The sequence below is a fragment of the Paenibacillus sp. FSL H7-0943 genome, assembly GCF_037963265.1.
GTDB lineage: Bacteria > Bacillota > Bacilli > Paenibacillales > Paenibacillaceae > Paenibacillus_AQ > Paenibacillus_AQ odorifer.
On the sequence record NZ_CP150148.1, the window covers coordinates 5039373 to 5059001 of the forward strand.

The window sequence follows — 19629 nt, forward strand, 5'->3', positions numbered from 1 at the left end:
CCTCCTGTCCACACTCAATGCCAAGCGGCATATTCACTAGGCCTCATGCCCATTTCCCGTTTAAACAGCTTGATGAAATAACTTTTGTTGGCATATCCCAGATACTCGGAGATCTCTTCCACTGTCTTTTCAGATTGGTTAAGCAGCTCCTTTGCCTTCTGAAGCTTTAGCATATTTACATATTCGATGAAGTTCTGGTTTGTTTCCCGTTTGAATAAGCGGCTGAAATAACTGGCATTTAAGTTAAGGCGGCCTGCCATGTCCTCCAGCGTTATTTTCTCCGTCACATGACTAATCACGAACTGCTGGGCTTTGATGACCTCACTCCGTTTAGACTTGATGGAGAACATACTTATTTTCCGCGCTAATTCCTCCAAGTACTGCACCAGCCATTGTTCCAAATGCTCCAGAGTTTCAATGTCACCAACCACGCTAAAAAGCTTTTCTTCGGTTATAGGCAATGGAGATTGCAGAAGCTGTTTCGTCTTCATCTGCAAGTCCATCAGCAAGCGAAGCACACATTCCTTGACTTCATTCGGATGGAATTTTTGCGAGGCCACCCATTCCCTCCATTCCTTTACATGAACGCGAAGCTCCGTGTTCCTGTTCAAGGCAATATCATCATTGATAACAGCGTACAAGGTTCCATATTCAGCATAAATATCTTCTCCGGAAAAGCAGACTTCTTCAAAACGGTGGATTCCCGCCGCAGGGAGATAAAAGCGCTGTATTTTCTCCCTCAGCATCCGCTGCAATGTTCCGCGAATTTCCTCAGGACTGCGCGCCTCAGCGCCAAATAAGCAAGAGACAGACAGTTTAAGATATTTTTGAACCGCAGAGGCTGCATTTTGAATAGAGTGATAGATAGCCTGGTGATCTTTGGAAGGCTGGTCGCTGCAAAAGAGAATGACAATCTCCTTATGGCTGTATCTCGAAATGAACAGACTGTGATCAGCCTCAAGCACTTCCTGCATAATATTCTCAACCGCAAAAGAAATCGTATATTCACTCATCCGGCGCACCCTTGAAGCTTCCTCTGGACGATCAATTACAATAACCAGCGGGATATAGTTTTTGGCATGGATCATAATTCCGTTTGATCGGGCCTGCTCGATCCAAGCCCCCTTATCCCAGGATTGATACAAGGTATCTTTTAGAAACTTTTCCTTCAGCGCGGCGCGATTTTGAGACTGCTTTTGCTTATAAACCAGCATCTCTGTATGCTGCTGCCTATTCAGTCCCACTTCCGCCACAAGGGTTCTAATCGCTTGCTGTAACTGCTCAATATCCAGTGATTCTTTTAAAATATATTCTCCTACGTTTAATTTCAGCGCTTGCTGGGCGTATTTGAATTCGTTGTGGCAGGAGAGAATAATCGCACGGATTTCGGGCTGCACAGCTCTGAATAGCTCCAGCATCTCCAGCCCGTTCATCTTGGGCATGCCAATATCGGTAATAATAAGATCTGGTGGACTCTGCTGTGCTTTTTCCCAAGCCTCGAGACCGCTATAATAACATCCGATGAGTTCAATACCGAGCTCACTCCAAGGTACGGCCTGCGACAAATAACGGATAACCGGATAGTCATCATCCACCAATATTGCCGTCAGCATTCTCCACACCCACCTTTCCGTAATCCAGAGGAAACTCCAGACAAATCTCTGTGCCCACATCAGGTTCACTTTGAATATTCAGCTTAAAAGAAGCGCCATAAATCATACTGAGGCGTTGGGCCACATTGCGTAAACCTATGCCGGAGAACCCTTTTCTGTCCTCCTCTGTAATTTGTTCGCTGCTGTATGCGGTTTCACGAAGTCTTGTTAAAGTTTCCGGCGACATCCCGATCCCATTATCCTTAATGGTGATAACCAAGCTTCCCGTAGTTGCAACAATACGAGCTTCAATAAAAATCTCGCCACCAAACTGCTCGAAGCCATGGATGATGGCATTCTCGATCATGGGTTGAATCATAAATCGAGGCACCAGTGCTTCAGCGCTACCGTCCGCTAAATTCATTTCCAGCCTGACCTGATTGGCATGGCGGAAATTCATTAAAGTGACATAATGCGATATCGTATCTGTCTCCTCACGAAGCGGGATAAACTCATTGTCTCTGTTAAAGGTCATCCGGAGCAAAGACGACAGCGAACCAATCAACTCAGCATTCTCCCGATCGCCTTGCATCAGGATATTTAAGCGAATCGAATTCAGCAGATTAAACATAAAATGTGGATTGATCTGCGCTTGCAGCATCTCTAGTTCGGCTTTTCTTTTTCCCGTCTGTTCATAAGTGATTTGTTCAATCATAGACTCGATCCGATCCAGCATCTGGTCAATAGTGCGGGCGAGCTGTGCTGCCTCATTATTCCCTCGAATGAACGAACGTTCATCCAACTGACCACGACCTATTCGCTTTACAAAAGCGCTTAATTTTACGATTGGCTGAGTCAGCTTTGAGATTAGAACGGTTAAGAGAACGGAAAACAAGGTAAAGAAAAGAATCTGCACCGCCAGGCTGATAAATAAAATCTGCTTATTTTTCGACAAGGCTGCCTTCAGCGGAATAATGCTGACCATCCGCCATTTGTTACTGCTCAGCTCCTGATCAACATATAAAAACTTCTCTCCGTCGATTTCCACAGTGTCAAGCTCGCCATCCATTTTCAACCACGTCATCGTCTCTCCGATTCGGGCCTTGTCAGCATGGGAAACTACAGTTCCCTTGTCATCCAATAGCATCATCTCTTTATCATTATCGTTATTTAGATAAGGACGGAGCTTACGCTCATTGATATTAATAATTAAATATCCGATGGTACTGCTGGAGGTCGATTGAATCGGCCTCGCAATGGTTACCCAATCAGCTGAGCCTTTATCAGAATAATTGTAGTACGTATCGTGCTCCGCTCTCCAATAAGTCGAAATGGGTTGAATTTGTTTCAGCAACGATGTCCAATTTTTGTTGTAGAAATTTTTCGGGTTAAAGTCACTGTAAGGATAGCTGGTATAAATCAAACCATTTTTTCCGATTAACGTCACCTTCAAATATTCTGTTAAAACAAACATATCATCCAGCATCCGCGACATACGGTTATACTGAATGATTTGCTTTGGTGCACGGAGCGACTCTGAATCGGCAGACATCATCTGCCTGATCTCGCTGTTCTGGAGCACAAAGTTGGACTGTTCCAGTGTCTGTTCAAATATGGCATTCATATTGGCGCTGGCTGCATTTAAAGATTCTCTTGCGCTACCAACCGCTTTCTCCAGAATGAGATCCCGGGTCAAATAATCTGTAACCATGTAAATGCAGACAAGCGGGATCAGCACGCAGATCAGCGATGACCAGACAAGTTTCTTACGGAGGGATTGATGCTTTCTAAACACGGATTACAGGCCCCACATCTGTTTGAATTTGGAGCAGGAGGCAGAAATGCTTTCCTGCCCCCACATTATAAGCCCCCTTTGAAAAGCGTACAATCAGCCTCCGCTTACTTTCCGCTATTGTTCTGAACAACTTCCGTTATTTTTTTATCGATATTGGCAACTGTGACATCCAGATCCTGTTGGCCAAGGAGATACATCTCCGCTTCTGGAATAACATTGTTCTTAGCTTCATCCGCATATTTAGCCGGAACCTGCGTTGCACCAGGTGTCGAGTTCTCCATCGTATATTTCAGAGAATCCACATCAATCTTAGAGGAATCCTTAGAACCACTCACAATTGTATCCACTAATTTATTCGTATCCGATTTGGCCCAGCCAGAGAAAACGCGTCCACCGATTTCCAGTCCTTCTGAGGTATACCAGCGCACAAAGGTATAGGCAGCCTCCTTATGCTTGGATTTAGCGGCTATTCCCATGTAGGTCGGCTGTACGGGTGAGTAGTGTTTGCTCTCACTGTCAAGTCGGGGGATCGGTGCAAACGCGGTAACAAAGGTTGCCGGAATGGCATCCGTTCCACCCGATTCCGCAACCATCCAGTCGCCCATCGGAAGCATCGCTGCTAAACCGTTAAAATACTGATTCCGGTAGGCTAGTTTTTGCGAAATAATATCCTCATAAGGAGTGGCACTCTTATCTTCGTACATCATTTTCTTCATCATCTGCAGATTAGCCTTAAATTGCGGGTCAAGTGCATTGGAGGTTCCATCAGCTTTTAGAAAAGTATTATCCGTAGACTTGCTCATCAGCTGGAGCTGGAAATAATCCGGCCAATTATGCAGATATGCGCCAAAACGTTTCGTTGCGCCCTCACCCCTGGTCAATTTCTTGGCATACTCTTCGAAATCCGCCCATGTCCAGTCGGTCGGAACCGGAAGGCCCGCCTCATCTAACATTTCTTTGTTAAGGAGCACGAACCAGCGCTGCATGGAAGACGGTAATGCATAGATTTTGCCATTGACCGTAGTGTCCACCAGATATTCATCTGCGAGCTTATAACCTTCCTTCTGAATATAGTCATCCATCGGTTCCAACAAACCGATATCTGCACGCTGTGAATAGTTGGTATAAGGCAGTTCGACAATATCCAGCGGATCGCTCGCAGCCGCCATCAAATCCAGCTTCTGCATAGAGGCAACCGAATCACCTTTTTCATTCAGCAAATCTACTTCCACATGAATATCGGGATGCGTCTTCTCAAACTCCGCGATAATCGTGCTCCATTTCGCTTTGGCTTCTGTCTGCCAGGTGCTCAGCTTCAGGGTAACCTTCTCTGCTGCAGGCTTTGAATTTCCACCAGCATCGGGTGCATTAGTCGCTCCTGCATTATTGGTTTTCGCATTTCCGCCGCAAGCGGCCAATGATAACGCCATCGATGTGATGATGAATGCAGATAATAATTTCTTTTTCATTTAGACCCTCCTATAAATGTGTTGGGCATCACTCGCTTAACAACCAGTGACTATGTAACTGCTTACAAGAATATCCTAACATGCAGGATTGACGAGGAAAGTTCTCATATTCTACCGAAGAGAAACTATTTTGACTTTTATTATCCTTTCACACCTCCGAGGGCAATTCCCTCAATAACCTGCTTCTGTCCGAGTGCAAAAATGATCAGCAACGGCAGGATTGCAGATACCGCACCAGCCATCATGAGTGAATAGACATCCCCGTATTGGTCCCCGAACAACCGGATCCCCAGCTGAATCGTGAACAGCTCCTTGGATTTCAAAAAAATGAGTGGATATTGATAGTCGTTCCAGGTCCAAATAAAGCGCAAAATAGCATAAGTAGCTACAGCGGGACGGATCAGCGGAAAGGCAATCTGTAGAAAAGAGCGAAAATGCCCTGCTCCATCCATCCGCGCCGATTCAAGATACTCGTTGTTTACCCCCATAAAAAATTGCTTGAGCATAAACGCTCCAATAATACTAAAGCTGTTAATCAGGATTAATCCCAAATGTGTGTCAATCAAATTCAGCCAGTTAAACAGTAGAAACTGTGGAACCAACGATGCCTGCGGAGGAACCATATAAAGTGCCAATACAACTATAAACATCGCATCCCTGCCCGGAAAACGCAGCTTGGAGAACCCATAAGCAGCAAGTGCGCATATCAGCACATTAATTATAGTCGTAGCCAGCGTAATATAAATGGAATTTCCATAATAGCGAGCAAAGTCACCCGACCACACCTGTTTATAATTTTCAATGAGGTTCCACTGCTGTGGCAACCATTGAATCGGAAAGTTAAACACATCTTTCTCCAGCTTAAAGGAAGTGGATAACATCCATAGGAATGGTAAAAGAAATGCGATACCTAGCAGTCCCATGGCGATGGTCCAGAAGGTTCTGGATAAAAGCTCTTTTTTCACTGTAATTTCTCCTTTCCGCCTTTAATAGTTGACCCATTTTTTTTGCGCCAACATCTGCAAGGCTGTAATGATCAGGCAAATAAGGAACAGAACGAGTGCCATGCTAGAGGCGTAACCCGTCTTCAGCTGATTGAAGGCTGTATCATATAACTTGTAGACGATAACGGTCGTGGAGTTAGCCGGTCCACCCTGGGTCAATACTTGTATCAGATCAAAGATTTTAAATGAGCCGATAACCCCTGTTACCAGCAGGAAAAAGGTAGTTGGCGAAATGCAGGGAACCGTGATGTTGCGGAATTTGCGCCAGACGTTGGCACCATCAATATCAGCCGCTTCATAAAGATCCTTAGGAATACTCTGTAAACCTGCAATAAAAATAATAATGTTGTAACCGAGCTGAATCCAGACTTGAATCAACATCAGCGACGGCAGAGCATAATGGATATCCGCTAACCATTTGGGTGGGTTGTTCCACCCCAGTGACATCAGGAATTGATTGACGGGTCCCAGTGAAGGGTGAAACATAACCTGCCAAACCATAGCGATGGCAACTACACTGGAAATGTACGGAAGGAAATAAATCACTTTAAACAAATCCTTCAGAAAAACCTGTTTATCAATCAGGATAGCCAGCAGCAGGGCAACGATGATCGTAACCGGTACTGTGATAATAAAGAGCAAATTGTTCAGCAAGCTTTTCATAAAAGCATCATCATGAAACAGCCTGATGAAATTATCCACGCCCGCGAACTTAATCCCCCCTAACCCAGCCACAAAGTTCCAGTCCGTGAAGCTTAACAGCAGTGAGCCCAGCACCGGGATCAACGTCAAGATGATCAGCCCAAGCATAAGCGGAGCAACGAATAGATATCCCGCCATCGCTTCGCGTGTGTCCATGTTAAGATGAAACCTTTTTTTGCGTATCATAGTTCTCCTCCTTTACTTATCCATAATTGTAGAAAAAGTAAGCAGTCTTCATAAGAACTAGAATTGTTCATTTTGGAACGAATTTTACCGATCCAGCAGTTTTATATTCTTTTGCACAACGCAAAAAAAGCGCGAGCCAAGCTCCCGCAGTAAACAAAATCCATATTGAGTTTTACATAAAGCAATCGCGTTATACCGGCGTAACCTCTACAGCACCTTTTCCATCAACGCCCGCACTATTCAGCTTTTTCCGAAAAATCATAAACAAAACCACACCCATCACACTCGTTATTACCTCAGTCACAGTCATCGACCAAATCACACCATGCAGGCCAAAAATAGAATGCAATACGATAATCATCGGTATAAATAATACACCTTGGCTTATCGCCATAATAGTAGTGGGTGTGCCTTGCCCTGTTGCTTGAAAAATGCTCATAAATAATCCGGTAAATCCATTAAATAAAGCGGAGATCAGCATCGCTGCCAAAATATAAGTTCCCATGCTTAACACAGAAGGATCGCCTGAGAACCAATGAAGAATCGTTCCTCTAAACACATATACTAGACTCACAAAAACAACTGCAATTCTGCCTATATATGCAAAAGCGTATTTGATGCTGGATTTAAGTCTCTCCGTATTTTTACTAGCAAAGTTAAAAGCAAATAGCGGAATCAATCCCAAAAATAAACCCATCGATAAAAATTCTGGAATCTGCACAATTCTTAAAGCCACACCAAAGCCGGCGACCACACTCTCCCCATATTGAATGGAATAGTTATTTAACAAAAGCGTGCTGACAATTAAAAAACTGGCTTGCAATAGCTCGGCTGTACCTATTTTATAAACCTCAAGCTGATCTCGTACAGATATCTTGAAATGCTTCAAAAATCCTCTTAAATGCTCACTTTTCGTTTCCAAAAAGTAAATATAATAAATGGCAGAGCCCAAATTTGCTAAAACCATAGCCAAAGCAGCTCCGGCAACATGCCAATTCAGCACGAGAATAAATAAAGGATCAAAAATCAAACTTAAAGCCGTACTGATAAAAATACCATACATCGATTCCTTCGAGGCACCTTCCGAACGGACCAGTTGTTCCAAAGCAAAATTAAGCACAATAGCAAATCCGCCTGCAAAAAGAGTGAGCACATAAGACTTCGTAAAGTCTAAGGTAGCAGCATCTGCACCAAGCATTCGCGTGATCGGATTAATAGCTAACCAAGCGATGAGCGCGATAAGAAGCCCCACTACAATACTCCCGTAAAAAGTATATCCGGCAACCTTTTTCCCTTTTTCCGTCTCTTTTTGCCCCGCCAAGCGAGTTATAAATGTTCCTCCGCCTACCCCCAGCACATTTCCAAAAGCCATTAAAACGGTAAAAATAGGCAGGCCCAGCGTGATTGCGGTCAGCATACTGGTATTGTGTAATAAGCCGATGAAGTAAGCATTGATTACATTATAAATAGTACCCACAGACATCCCAATCATCATGGGAATCGATAAATGAGCGATCGCTTTTTTCATGGGCGCCGACTCTAAATAATATTGATTTGAGAACTCATTTTTCATAAGTGAACCTCCGAACGTTTATAAACTTGAACTAACTTTTTGAAGTAAAGACTTTAGGGTTGCAGTTTCTTCCGGACTAAGCGCCTTAGTAATGCTTGCTTCTACCTCAGAGAAAATCTCATTGAACTCTTCCACTAAAAGAGCACCTTTTTCCAATACAAAAATACTCTTTTGACGTTCATCATTTTCAGGAGTGACACGCTGGATATACCCTTTCTTCTCCAACCCCTGAAGCATACTGGTAATGCTCGCCCCCTTCCTGTTAAAGACCTCCGCTAAATCCTTCTGAATAACCCCTTCTGCTTGATTCTCAAAAATATAGCCGATCATGCGGCCTTGTTGTGAGTTCAGACCTAACTCATTTAACCTGGTGTCAGCTGTACCTTTTATTTTTATCCCAATCTCTCGTATTAAATTAGAAAATGGTGTGTCTACCACGGGTTTGTTCATTGTTATTTCCTCCTCTTGCGGATTAGTTAGAACTCTAAGTAACATCATTATCATAATAGATAGAACTCTAACTGTCAAGGTTCTAACTAAATACAAAAAACTCCTCTCCAGCACTTGTCGAGTAGACAGGTACTGAAGAGGAGTTTATAGAGAGAATTACATCACAAGTTCTTCTAGGTTTCCAAATAAGACTTTTGTTGATTTCAGCTTGGATTCATTGCCGACAACTGTGAAATAATTTTGTTCCGTCACAGCCTTAAGCAAATCGGCATACTGTCTGATGTCTTCCGGTGTGGTCGACAAGATTTCATCCCGTTCCTGCTGCAGCTCGGCCCCAGTCACCTGTTCAAAATAATGCCGGTCCGCCCGCCGTCCCTGAGCGCTTGGGCTCAGCGGCTGGTCCAACATGGACAGGGTGCCGATAATTGCTTTGGTCATCTCGTCGGCATCCGCTTCATATCCTTCGGTGAATCGGTACGCCTGATCATAAACCTCCAGCGTCTCCTGCAAATTGGGATCACGGTAGGAAGTGAACATCAATATCCCATCTCTGCGCAGCATCAGGCTGCCGCCATAAGCTCCGCCCTTCACGCGCACGGCATTCCACAGATAGGTGAGGCTCATGATTTTTTTGAGCACCTGCATTTTGCCGGAATACGTAAATCCTAGCTTGTTGAAGTCGTAGCCTTTAACCACATATTGCACCTGGCTGGAAGACATAAAACCTTCATTATCCGCATGCCCCTGCGCCGTAATCTTAGGTTTATTCACCACTGGCCGATCCTGAATATCCAGCTTCGCTACATTAGCGGCGAATTCTTCATACAAATCAGGGGTACCCGTCACGCTGATGATTAAATTCTGTTTATTGAATAAAACCGTACAGATATCCTTCAGCGTGTCTGCCACCTCAGCTCCCTGCTGATCGATCTTCTCGGCAAGCTCACGGATAAAGCGGTAATAGGCCACGCCACCCTGTTGTTCCTGATACGCTCCCATGTCCGAAAAATAAGACATCAGGCGGCTGGCCGCGATTTCATTACCTTTTTGATTCAGGACGGATTCCATCTGTGAGGCTTCCCGCCGGACGATTTCCTGTAGCTTCGTCAAGTTATCGAGCGCGCTGGTATAGAGCATCTCACGCAGCAGATCCAGCGATTCGCCAATATGCCCCGCCATCACCTTAACCTGCGCAGTGAATTTAGGCTGATAACTGGCCCCAGTATCTTTTGCAGCGCCAAAGATCTCATTTTTGAAATGAATGCCTCCGGTTTTGATCCCAATTTCACTAGTGAGCTCTTCAATGCTGTAAGAAGCTGTCTCCATTTGGCCCAATACCTCTGCCAGCAGCACAAGATAAGGAATTTGCTCAGGAGCCACAACACTCGTATCCCAATAAAACTTGCAGTACGCAATCTTTTGAGTAGATACGTCATGGTGGATCAGCTTTAGACCCTCAAGGTTATATTCATGGGATGGCACCTGAGGTTCAGCACTGCGGTTAATGTCCTGTAGAGATAAACTTGGCAGCTTCTGCAAATCCTCGGCTGCATCTGCACGACCTTGCCGCGCCAGAAGATGCTGTGTACTCTGCACAAGCTGCTCCAGCTGGTCTGGTTGCTGTGATGATTTGTATTCACTTAATTGACGCTGGGTGCTCGCTTCCTTGTCGGCTGCAATCGTCTTGGACGGGTTCAGCACCACCAGACTGCAATGATCACTGTTCAGTAAGTAGACCTCAATCAGCTTCTCAAAATAACGATCCGTTATCTTTTCCCGAATGGTAGTGAATACCTCTTCATAAAGCATATGAGTAGACGGCTGACCGTCATAGAGCCAGGACTTCATCACTTCGATATTGTAAGTAAGTCCCTTTGGATATCGGCTAAAGTCCGCTTCCCGCAGCTCAAATTCCTTGCTGTTGACCGCCGCCAGCACCAGCTTCTCATCCAGCCCGTTCTTAACCAAGCTGCTTAATGTGGTCTTCACCAGCTCCACGAAGGCATCTTTGGCGGAGGCGTTCGAATGTGTCAGGGTAATGCCAAGCAGCGGCTGAACCATACTGTCGGAATAAAAAGCAAAGGCATCTTTACCCAGACCGCTTTCCAGCAGGGCTTGCTTAAGCGGAGCTGCATTGCTGTCCATCAGCATGCTTTTCAAAATATCAAAAGCCAGATTCAGTTCCCGATCCGTAGAGGTTCCAATTACATAGTTCAGACTCAAATAAGTTTTGTCGTCGGCCGTTTCTGCTTCCAGAATCGGATAATCCGCTACCAGCTCTGTCATTCCGATAGGCTGTTGTAGGGGAATGGAGGTATCAAAGCTGTTTTTTTCATAACGGCTAAGGTATTCCTGGTCTATAAATTGCAGCTTCTCTTCAATAGAGACGTCTCCGTACAGATAAAAATAACTGTTGGACGGATGATAATAATTGCTGTGCGCCACAAGGAATTGCTCATACGTAAGCGCAGGAATCTCCTGCGGATCTCCACCTGAAGAATGACGGTAAATCGTGTCTGGATACAACGACTTTTTGATCCTGTCCATCAGTACCGTAAACGGCGAGGAATAGGAACCCTTCATCTCGTTGTAAACCACGCCTTTATAGATCAGCTCAGCTTCTGTTTGCTGAAGCTCGTAATGCCAGCCCTCTTGCTCAAAAATCTCCTTTTGCTTATAAATATTCGGCTGAAAAACACTATCCAGGTAGACCTCCATCAGATTGGAGAAATCCTGCTCATTCCGGCTCGCCACCGGATACATCGTCTTATCCCCAAACGTAAATGCGTTCAGGAATGTCTGCATCGAACCCTTTAGCAATTCTACAAAAGGTTCCTTCACCGGATATTTCTCCGAACCACACAATACGGAATGCTCCAAAATATGAAAGACCCCTGTACTATCTTCAGGCGGGGTCCTGAAGCTTACGCTGAATACCTTGTTGTCATCCTGATTCTGCACGAAAAGCAGCCTGGCGCCGCTCTTCAGATGTTCCATCGTGAATACGGCGGAATCGATCTCCCGGATAAATTCCTCGTTAACGACCTGAAATCCATAATATATATTGCCTGTGATCAAGCGGCTCATAGATTTGCCTCCTCTGCACTGGATGTGATAACTCTATCTGAAGCTTATCATATCCCTGGACGTTTATTCCATTAATAGAAGGCTTCCGGGATTAATTTCTGCAGTCTGACTAAAATTGCCGCTGCCTGCTCACGCACCAGAATCTGCTTAGGATCGAAACGGCCCCCGCTGCCGGTCATTACTTCATGTTCATTCACGGCCTGAATCGCCTGGCGGCTCGCCTCTGACAAACTGGAAGTATCGGCAAACTTCACACGATCCGGGCTGCCGTACGTAGACAACCGGGCGGCTTTGGTTACCATAACCGCCGCTTCTTCCCGCGTAATACCGCGGTCCGGCTCGAACTTACCGGTTGGAGAGCTGATAATGCCCAGCTCCTCAGCCTTGGCGATGGTACGGCTGTACCATTTGTCCGCCGGAACATCCTTAAAGCTAGAAGTGGCCTTGGCATCGGGGAACTCATGCAATAGCCGCAGCAGCAGGGTCAGAAATTCAGCCCGGGTCAGCTTCTGCTTAGGAGCCAGCACATTTCCGCTGGCACTCACGCCCTGAATATATCCGCTGCTGAGCGCTGTTGCGATATCCAAACGTGCCCAAGCTGCGACTTTATTGGCATCCGTAAAGCTGGCCAATTCCGGGGAAGAGACATGCAGCGCAAACGTCCGTTTGGAAAGTGCTGGAGCGGCATCTTTACGGTATTTGGTGACTTGCACAGGATAGACACCGGGCTTCATGCCGGCAAATGACACCTTTCCCGTGCTGTCAGCCACTACGCTTTTTCCTTGAAGTGTCACAGTAGCGCCGAAAGCCGGAAGACCGCCCAGCTGACCGTTTGACTTGGTGATATGGAGGGAAAACGGCATATTGGCGCTTGCGTATCCACCCATTTCCTGGCCGTTTTTATCTTTCCATTTCACTTCCATCCGGTCAAGCAGTTCTGTATCGTCCGCGTAGTAAACAAGCAGCTGATCCCCATTGCCTATCGTCAGTCTGTACGGGCTATTCTCAGGATACATCCATGCACTGCCCCCGCTGAATACAGCAATCTTCCATTCTCCGCGTCCATTGTATCGCCCGTTCTGAATCCCCTCGATAGCTGTGAAGGCCGGTTTAGCTGCATCCGCATTCAGCTTATACGCCAGACCCTTCGCCTGTAAAAAAGCTGCCGCTGCCTTCACAGCATCTCCGCCAACAATATGCCCCCCGGCAACGGTGCCACCGGGTCCTTCGACCTGAATTGTTGCCCGGTCAAGTCCAGCATGATGCAGTCCGCTATACAGCATGCCAGCCTGCTTGGACAGCAGCTTATAGGAAGTCAGGGCAAGATAGGCTTGCACAGTTGCGGGACTATCGTTTCCTCCGCCTGCTGTCTGTGTAAAGCCGCCACCCGGGAGCTTCCGCGCCAGCAAATGGTCCAGCAGCGAGGCTCCGCCTTCCTTGGTGAAATCTGCTGCATCGACTCCCTGCGAGGATAAAGCAACAATCACCTGCGCTGTCGTCGCAGTTTTACCATCGAACCCTCCGTCTAGCTGCTGCTTGCTCTTAAGCCACAACAAAGCCTTCTCGATCGGCTGCGCTGTTTGTTCTGAACTCACTTCCGAAGCAAGTGCGGTTAGTACCCAGGCAGTAGCTACCAGATCTCCTTGCTTCTGCCCGGCCAGCGGCCAACTACCGTCCGCTAGCTGCATATCAAGCAACTGATAAAACAACAAATCGGGGTAACGGTTTGTCCGCTCCAATGAATTTGAAATGGAATTCTTCGAGGTAATATAGGCGGCTGCTACCGCTGCTGCCCCTTCCGAATCAATTCCGTCATGATTCATCAGGAATGGATAAAGATCAATACCAGCGATGTTGTTGATGTTGCCCCCCGCAGCACTGTAAGCCAGCGCTGTTCGAGTTAGCTCTGCCACCTTGGTGAACTTGCCCCGCTGTTCCAGAATCTTATCGGCAGTCTGCTCCAGATATCCCTTGGGCAGACTGCGCCCATTCTTGAAGAAACCTACGGCTGCTTCGTCCGGGAATGGCTGTATCGTCAGCAGCACATTCTGTGCCCCTTCCAAGGCACTCTGCATCTCCGCTGTGAATACCGCGGTTGTCTTTTGTGCCGGAGACGGCTCCGCCATTACCCTGCCACTCAGCAATACAAGCAAAATACATAATGCGGTAAGTGTAACCTTCCTTATAGTCCGGTTTATGGGTGTAGCTCTCATATTCATTCTCCTCCAATGTAGTTTGCTAGAACTTTATAAGTTAGACGCAGCGAACTGGGATTTTGTTCCTGAATATGTTGTAATATGTAGCTTCATCCAGCTATGAATTAAAAAAAGACCGCACAGCTACCCGCTTACACGATAGCCGTACGATCTTTTCAAAACTCTTATTCAACCTGAGCAAACCCCAGCTCACGGTATAATGTCCGCTCCAGATAATCGTGAAGATAGAAGCGGGATTTCACAAAATGCTCCGCCATATCGGATGGCTGGTAACGCTCCAAAGCCGCTTTCATGCGAGGCAAAACGTTCTCACGTCCGCGGCGATTTCGCATGTAATTGTTCAGCAGCGAGTGCCTTTCCGCTTCGTCTCCCGGATAGAGCTCCCAGCGGTAGACATATTTGTGGATCGCCCGCGAACGGTCCGTCGCCGCTTCAAAATCATGCATAATGGCAATCAGCTCTGCTTCATCCTTATGATCCTTCACCTTGTCCAACAGCTTCCAGATAACATCATAATAATCTTCCAGCTGATAATTCCCGAGCTGTGCGTGACCTGTTCTAGGACCGATGCCATGGAACTGCTCCATGAATCGATCGATAAATGTTGCTGAGTCCGCTTTGCGGTTCCAGGCCAAATCGGCGTGCAGCAGCATCGGATACCACGTCGTCTCAAAGATCCCATAAGGAACACCAAGGCTGAACGGCCCTGTCCAGTTCGTGGCGACGATGCACCCGAGGTCCAGCTTATCCGCTGTCTCCGCCCATTGGAGCAGATTATCCGTCCGGTTCAATAGTACCGGATAATTCTGATGTTCAGCCCAGTCAAAGCTGCGAACCGCCGGGGCTCCCATAACCTCGATGCCTAGTGACCTGAATTTATCCGTAAGAGAAGAAACCTCAGCTTCAATATTACGTCCGTTGTATATCCAGATCATCGCCGCACTCCGCTTATCCAGCTTTGCCAGTTCCTCCGGCGGGCATTTGTCCAGCATGTCATGCCAGAAAATCGCTTTTTTACCACGGCTGGCTGTATATTCAATCAAAGTGTTCAAAAAAGCGATAAACGCCCGCTCCCGTACCCCTCCGAACAACGTTTTACAGCGTTCGCATTCACATAAGCTGTATACCTCGTCACAGCCGAGGTGGATGTAGCGGGAATCCGGATGGGCATCCATCATCTCCTGTAACAGATCGGTAATCAGCTCGAAGGATTCCGGATGCGATGGACAGATCTCCCCGAGGGATAACTCCGTTTCGCGCAAGTGCCGCCAAGCGTCGTGGCGGAGTACATACTCCAGATGCCCGAAACTCTGCTGCAGCGGAATGATCTCAATAAAATATTCTTGGGCTGTACGTTTCAGTTCCTCTAGCTGTGTGAGGCTTAACGAATGCTGAGGATGCACGAATTCCGGGTACTTCTGGAACGGGAATTTATCTTCGTATTCAATCAGAACCGCATTCGTTTTATACCGGGCAAAATCCGCCAAATACGATAGCAGCAGCTCTGGCTTGGAAAATGTCTGGCGAAGATCAAAGTTCATCGCCCGCAAGGTAGTGTCAGGCCAGTCCGTGATAGACACAGCAGGAACTTCCCCTACTGACTTACGCAGTTGTAGTAACGTTTGTAGCCCGTAAAACAGACCCGGCGCATCCAGTGCACGGATTACCACCCGCCGCTCCGACACCTCCAGCCTGTACCCTTCCGCCCGGCCGTTAAGCAATTTCAGATCCACTTCATCTGGCTGTGCTCCTTTCGTTTCTGGCTGCGAGAGACTCTGAAGAATAAGTGAATATCCTTTTCCCGAGATAACATGTGTACATTCCAGCTCCGGAAACGAGCGGCGGCAATGAACCACCAGTCTCGGATCATGCTGCTCCATGTAGAGGCTCAGGCTTACATCCTCGCTGAACTGAAAAGCTTCGCCCTCTTTCACTTGGATCTGCTTCGGTTGCGGTATCAAGCTCTGCATCGTTCTCCTCCTAATCTTTGCTGTAATTAATTACTGCAAGCCTTGCTATGACCCTTTTTCCAGCATTCCAGCACGGTAAGTGTCCTGTCGTCATAGCAGAAGCTCACGAGATCGGCAGGTGCTCCAGCCCTAAGCCCTGCCGCCTGCTCCAGCCCCAGCAAAGTAGCCGGATGAGCAGAAGCACAATCCCAGGCTTCATCCAGCCGGGCTAATCCAGCCTCCGCAAGATAGGCCACCTGATCTGGAAGCATCATGGCGGAACCTGCAAGCAGCTGCTGATTGCCAGCCAGATGCAGCCGCCCTTCTGCTGTTAATACAACTTCCCCACCAATGTGCAGGTGATAAGTTCCCGGCGGCATTCCGCTCAGTGATACAGCATCGCTGACCAAGATGGTGCGGCTGCGCTTCATCCGTAGGATTACTTTCAACAGAGCGGGTGGTAAATGTTGGCCATCTGCAATCATACAGCCGTATAGTTCATCCGCCGCCAGCTGCTCCCACAAATAGTTGGGATGACGGGGCAGCGTCAGATGTGTGCCATTGCCGAGATGCGTAGACATCACCGCTCCTGCGGCAACCGCCTCCCTAATCTGCTCGGGGGAAGCTGCTGTATGCCCTATGGAAACAAGGATGCCTGATTCACTGCACCGGGCGATAAATGCAGCGGCGTTTGGCCATTCCGGGGATACGGTGAGGATACGGATAAGCCCTTCAGCCGCTTCCTGCCAGCGGCATAACCTATCCCAATCCGGCGGGCCAATATGTTCCCTTGGATGGGCGCCGCGTGGACCCTCTTCTGGTGACAGAAAAGGACCTTCCAGATGAATTCCTACAATCCCCCCAGCAGCTTCCGGATACAGCGAAGCGGCTTCCGCAATGGCGGAGACCGCTTGAGCCAGCGCTTCTTTGCCATTAGTAATCAGAGTTGGACAATAACTGGTTACCCCGTTTCCTAGCAAAAGTCGGGACAGTTCCAATACCGTTGCAGGCTGTAAAGGCAGCGTGTTGAGATCCAGCCCCCAGCCCCCGTTCACTTGCAGATCCACCAACCCGGGTGCCAGCCAGGGCCAATCGGCCCTGGCTGGACTCTCCGCAAGTTCGGTGACCGAAGTGATTCGCCCCTGCTCGACACTTACCTCAACCGGCCGCCCAGTTTTATAGTGCTTTCCCTTAATTGGCGCGTTCATAGGCCGAAGGCAGCCCGATCCGTGAACATCGTGATCTCCGGATGGGTGCGCAGAATAGTAGCTGGACATGCCGTGCTGATCGAATCATGAAGTGCCGCGTGTAAAGCCTTTCGTTTGGACACTCCCGGTACAATTCCGTACAGGTGACGGCCAGCCAGCAAGGCTGGTACCGTAAGCGTCAGCGCATGGGTTGGCACCTCGTCCAGCGAGGTAAAACAACCGTCATTCACCTGCTGGCGGCGGCAGGCTTCCTCCAGTTCGACCGCTTTGACCAACTGCGGGTCGGTAAAATTAGCGACTGGCGGATCATTAAACGCGATATGCCCGTTTTCCCCGATCCCGAGGCAAACGATATCAATAGGCGCCTCGCTCAACAAAGCCGAATATCTCTGGCATTCCTGCACCATATCAGCGGCGAGACCATCCAGCAGTTCTACCCGGCCAGGGTTAACCCGACTGTATAGACGATCTGTCAAAAAACGGCCGAACCGCTGGGGAGCCGAAGCCGCAAGGCCGATGTATTCATCCATATGAAAAGCATTGACCCGGGACCAATCCATCCCCTGCTCCCGAACCAGCCCCTCGTACAGTTCATTTTGCGAAGGTGCGGCAGCAAACACAATTCGGACCTGACGCGCAGAATCTTGAAGCAAAGCTCTAATTTTCTGCGCGACCTGCGATGCCGCCGCAGCGCCCATCAGGTTACGATCTTCGTAAACCTGAACGGACATCTGCTCCACTCTGTGTGTCTCTAAAGGCTTAATGATGTCATTCATCCCGCTCATCCTTTCCGGGCAACTATTGTCCTTGGCACCAGACAGATTAATTCCCGTTTAACTGAATGTTCTGAACACGGTCGTAAGCTTCCCTATAAGTAGCCAGCAGCTTATCCACGCCGAGATTGTTCATCTCCTCCACATATTTGTCCCAGTCGGCCAGCTTTCGGGAGCCGGTAACAAACTTGGCAAAGCTTTCATCGCGGTGTTTTTGGATCGCTTGGCCGGTAATCGCAATAATTTCATTCTCTTTCTCCGTAAATGCAGGCCGTGGCTGCATCATGGACGGATCATATTTCGTCGCTTCTTCAAAGGCATACTTCAAATTGTCTGAGAACAACGACAGATGTGCACCAAAGTCGATCCAGGTGTACGTTCCGCTAGTCTGAAGTCCTGTCTGTTTCCGCATTTCGATCACATCGTTGTACTCTGGTTTGAACTTGATCGTGTCGCCTTCCTTCACATATGTCTCACCCTCCACGCCCCAGCTGCTGAGCGTACGTCCCTCTTCGGAATAGAAAAAGTCCATATAACTCATCACATCATCGATGTTCTTCGAGGTTGAAGCCACGGTTAGGCCACCTTCCATATAATGAAAATACGGGTTCAGTTGCTTGCCGCCGGCAATGCCCGCTGGAGGAGCCATGAACTGCATGTTGAACTCCGGATTTTCCTGCTGCATCGCATTGTTAAAAAAATCGATCCGGCTGATGTAATCAATGGTCACAAACGATTTGCCCGTGGATACCATGTCCTGCCATTGCTTAGTTTGCAGAGATAGAAAGTCAGGCGGAATCAACCCTTCGTCATAAAATATTTTCCACATACCAACCATTTCCTTGTAACTCTCTTCCGTGGGTCCAAAAAGCCACTCTTTTTTATCAAAATCATAATAAGCCCCTTCACCCGTCCCGTAATTCACTGTCATATTGGCATTCATTTCATCGGGAATTTGTCCGTAGCGGATCGAAAGCGGATAGCTGTCTGGATATTTCGCCTTCAAGGTTTTTAGAGCTGTATGCAGCTCCTCATATGTGGCTGGTGCCTGGATTCCTTCTTTGTCAAAAATGTCTTTACGGTATAACCAGATCATGCGGTTCGTCTCGCCAAAGCCCTGATTCGGGAACATATACATTTTGCCATCAGCAGACAGTGCAGCCTTCGCTTCCTGTGGATACTGCTTTACCCAGGCGGTCAGATTCGGCATTTTGTCCATATACTCCATCAAATCCACCAACGCACCCTGTTGCCCGAATTTATTCGATTCTTTGCGGTTAGGCATATACATCAGATCCGGCATTGCCTTCGAGGCAATCGCCAGGTTCAAGCTCTCTTCAAGCTTTCCGGAAGGGGTCTGTACCTCGAGTGTGACACCGGTTTTCTCTTTCAGCCAGCTCCAAATAGGCCAGCTTTTCGAATAAGGGAACGTAGCATTGTTGTCTAAGAGCGCAGTGAAGGTTTTTTCCGTTTTGGACGAATCAGCAGGTGAAGCGGTACTGCTGCCCTGAGTATTACTCTGCGGCGAGGTGTCATTGCCCCCTCCGCTGCAGCCAGTTACTACGGTTGCTGCAATCATCAGTGGCAGCAGTACAGATTTCCATTTATTCATTACGATCTCTCCC

13 protein-coding genes are annotated in these 19629 nt (G+C 47.7%); all 13 read right to left on the reverse strand.

The genetic code is table 11. From position 1 onward, the window contains the following. Positions 1-14 precede the first annotated feature (14 nt). The 13 genes from NSQ55_RS22200 to NSQ55_RS22260 all read right to left on the reverse strand — a co-directional run bounded on the left by NSQ55_RS22200 (position 15) and on the right by NSQ55_RS22260 (position 19616). Complete coding sequence (locus NSQ55_RS22200; RefSeq protein WP_339169151.1) at positions 15-1613, reverse strand: helix-turn-helix domain-containing protein; 1599 nt, start codon at positions 1611-1613, stop codon at positions 15-17. Next, positions 1588-3387 carry a sensor histidine kinase gene (locus NSQ55_RS22205; RefSeq protein ID WP_076186923.1) on the reverse strand — a complete coding sequence of 600 codons (1800 nt, stop codon included), beginning with the start codon at positions 3385-3387 and terminating at the stop codon, positions 1588-1590. The genes NSQ55_RS22200 and NSQ55_RS22205 overlap by 26 nt, the downstream gene beginning before the upstream one ends. Before the next feature lie 104 nt (positions 3388-3491). Beyond that, positions 3492-4856: an extracellular solute-binding protein gene (locus NSQ55_RS22210; protein ID WP_076308175.1), complete on the reverse strand. Its 1365-nt coding sequence runs from the start codon at positions 4854-4856 to the stop codon at positions 3492-3494. 140 nt (positions 4857-4996) lie between these two features. Continuing rightward, positions 4997-5779 carry a carbohydrate ABC transporter permease gene (locus NSQ55_RS22215; RefSeq protein ID WP_052097522.1) on the reverse strand — a complete coding sequence of 261 codons (783 nt, stop codon included), beginning with the start codon at positions 5777-5779 and terminating at the stop codon, positions 4997-4999. Positions 5780-5842: 63 nt separating this feature from the next. Then, positions 5843-6748 (reverse strand): sugar ABC transporter permease, encoded by a 906-nt coding sequence (locus NSQ55_RS22220; RefSeq protein WP_339169155.1) that lies wholly within the window; start codon positions 6746-6748, stop codon positions 5843-5845. A gap of 190 nt (positions 6749-6938) precedes the next feature. Then, the gene (locus NSQ55_RS22225; RefSeq protein ID WP_339169157.1) at positions 6939-8321 is read right to left on the reverse strand and encodes an MATE family efflux transporter; all 1383 of its coding nucleotides are present in this window, start codon (positions 8319-8321) and stop codon (positions 6939-6941) included. Between the two features lie 18 nt (positions 8322-8339). Further along, entirely contained in the window at positions 8340-8771 is a 432-nt protein-coding gene (locus NSQ55_RS22230) for a MarR family transcriptional regulator (protein ID WP_036683144.1), read from the reverse strand. 156 nt (positions 8772-8927) lie between these two features. After that, positions 8928-11858 (reverse strand): insulinase family protein, encoded by a 2931-nt coding sequence (locus NSQ55_RS22235; RefSeq protein WP_339169161.1) that lies wholly within the window; start codon positions 11856-11858, stop codon positions 8928-8930. A 71-nt stretch (positions 11859-11929) separates the two neighbouring features. Next, the gene (locus tag NSQ55_RS22240) at positions 11930-14071 is read right to left on the reverse strand and encodes an S-layer homology domain-containing protein (protein WP_076279227.1); all 2142 of its coding nucleotides are present in this window, start codon (positions 14069-14071) and stop codon (positions 11930-11932) included. A 167-nt stretch (positions 14072-14238) separates the two neighbouring features. After that, a complete protein-coding gene (locus NSQ55_RS22245; protein WP_076310140.1) occupies positions 14239-16044 on the reverse strand; it encodes a DUF4838 domain-containing protein in 1806 nt (601 codons plus the stop codon). A 26-nt stretch (positions 16045-16070) separates the two neighbouring features. Then, a complete protein-coding gene (locus NSQ55_RS22250; protein ID WP_339169163.1) occupies positions 16071-17231 on the reverse strand; it encodes an amidohydrolase family protein in 1161 nt (386 codons plus the stop codon). Beyond that, the gene (locus NSQ55_RS22255) at positions 17228-18016 is read right to left on the reverse strand and encodes a glucosamine-6-phosphate deaminase (protein WP_339169164.1); all 789 of its coding nucleotides are present in this window, start codon (positions 18014-18016) and stop codon (positions 17228-17230) included. Before NSQ55_RS22255 ends, NSQ55_RS22250 begins: the two co-directional genes overlap by 4 nt. A 37-nt stretch (positions 18017-18053) precedes the next feature. Next, positions 18054-19616 carry an extracellular solute-binding protein gene (locus NSQ55_RS22260; RefSeq protein ID WP_076130281.1) on the reverse strand — a complete coding sequence of 521 codons (1563 nt, stop codon included), beginning with the start codon at positions 19614-19616 and terminating at the stop codon, positions 18054-18056. Positions 19617-19629 lie beyond the last annotated feature (13 nt).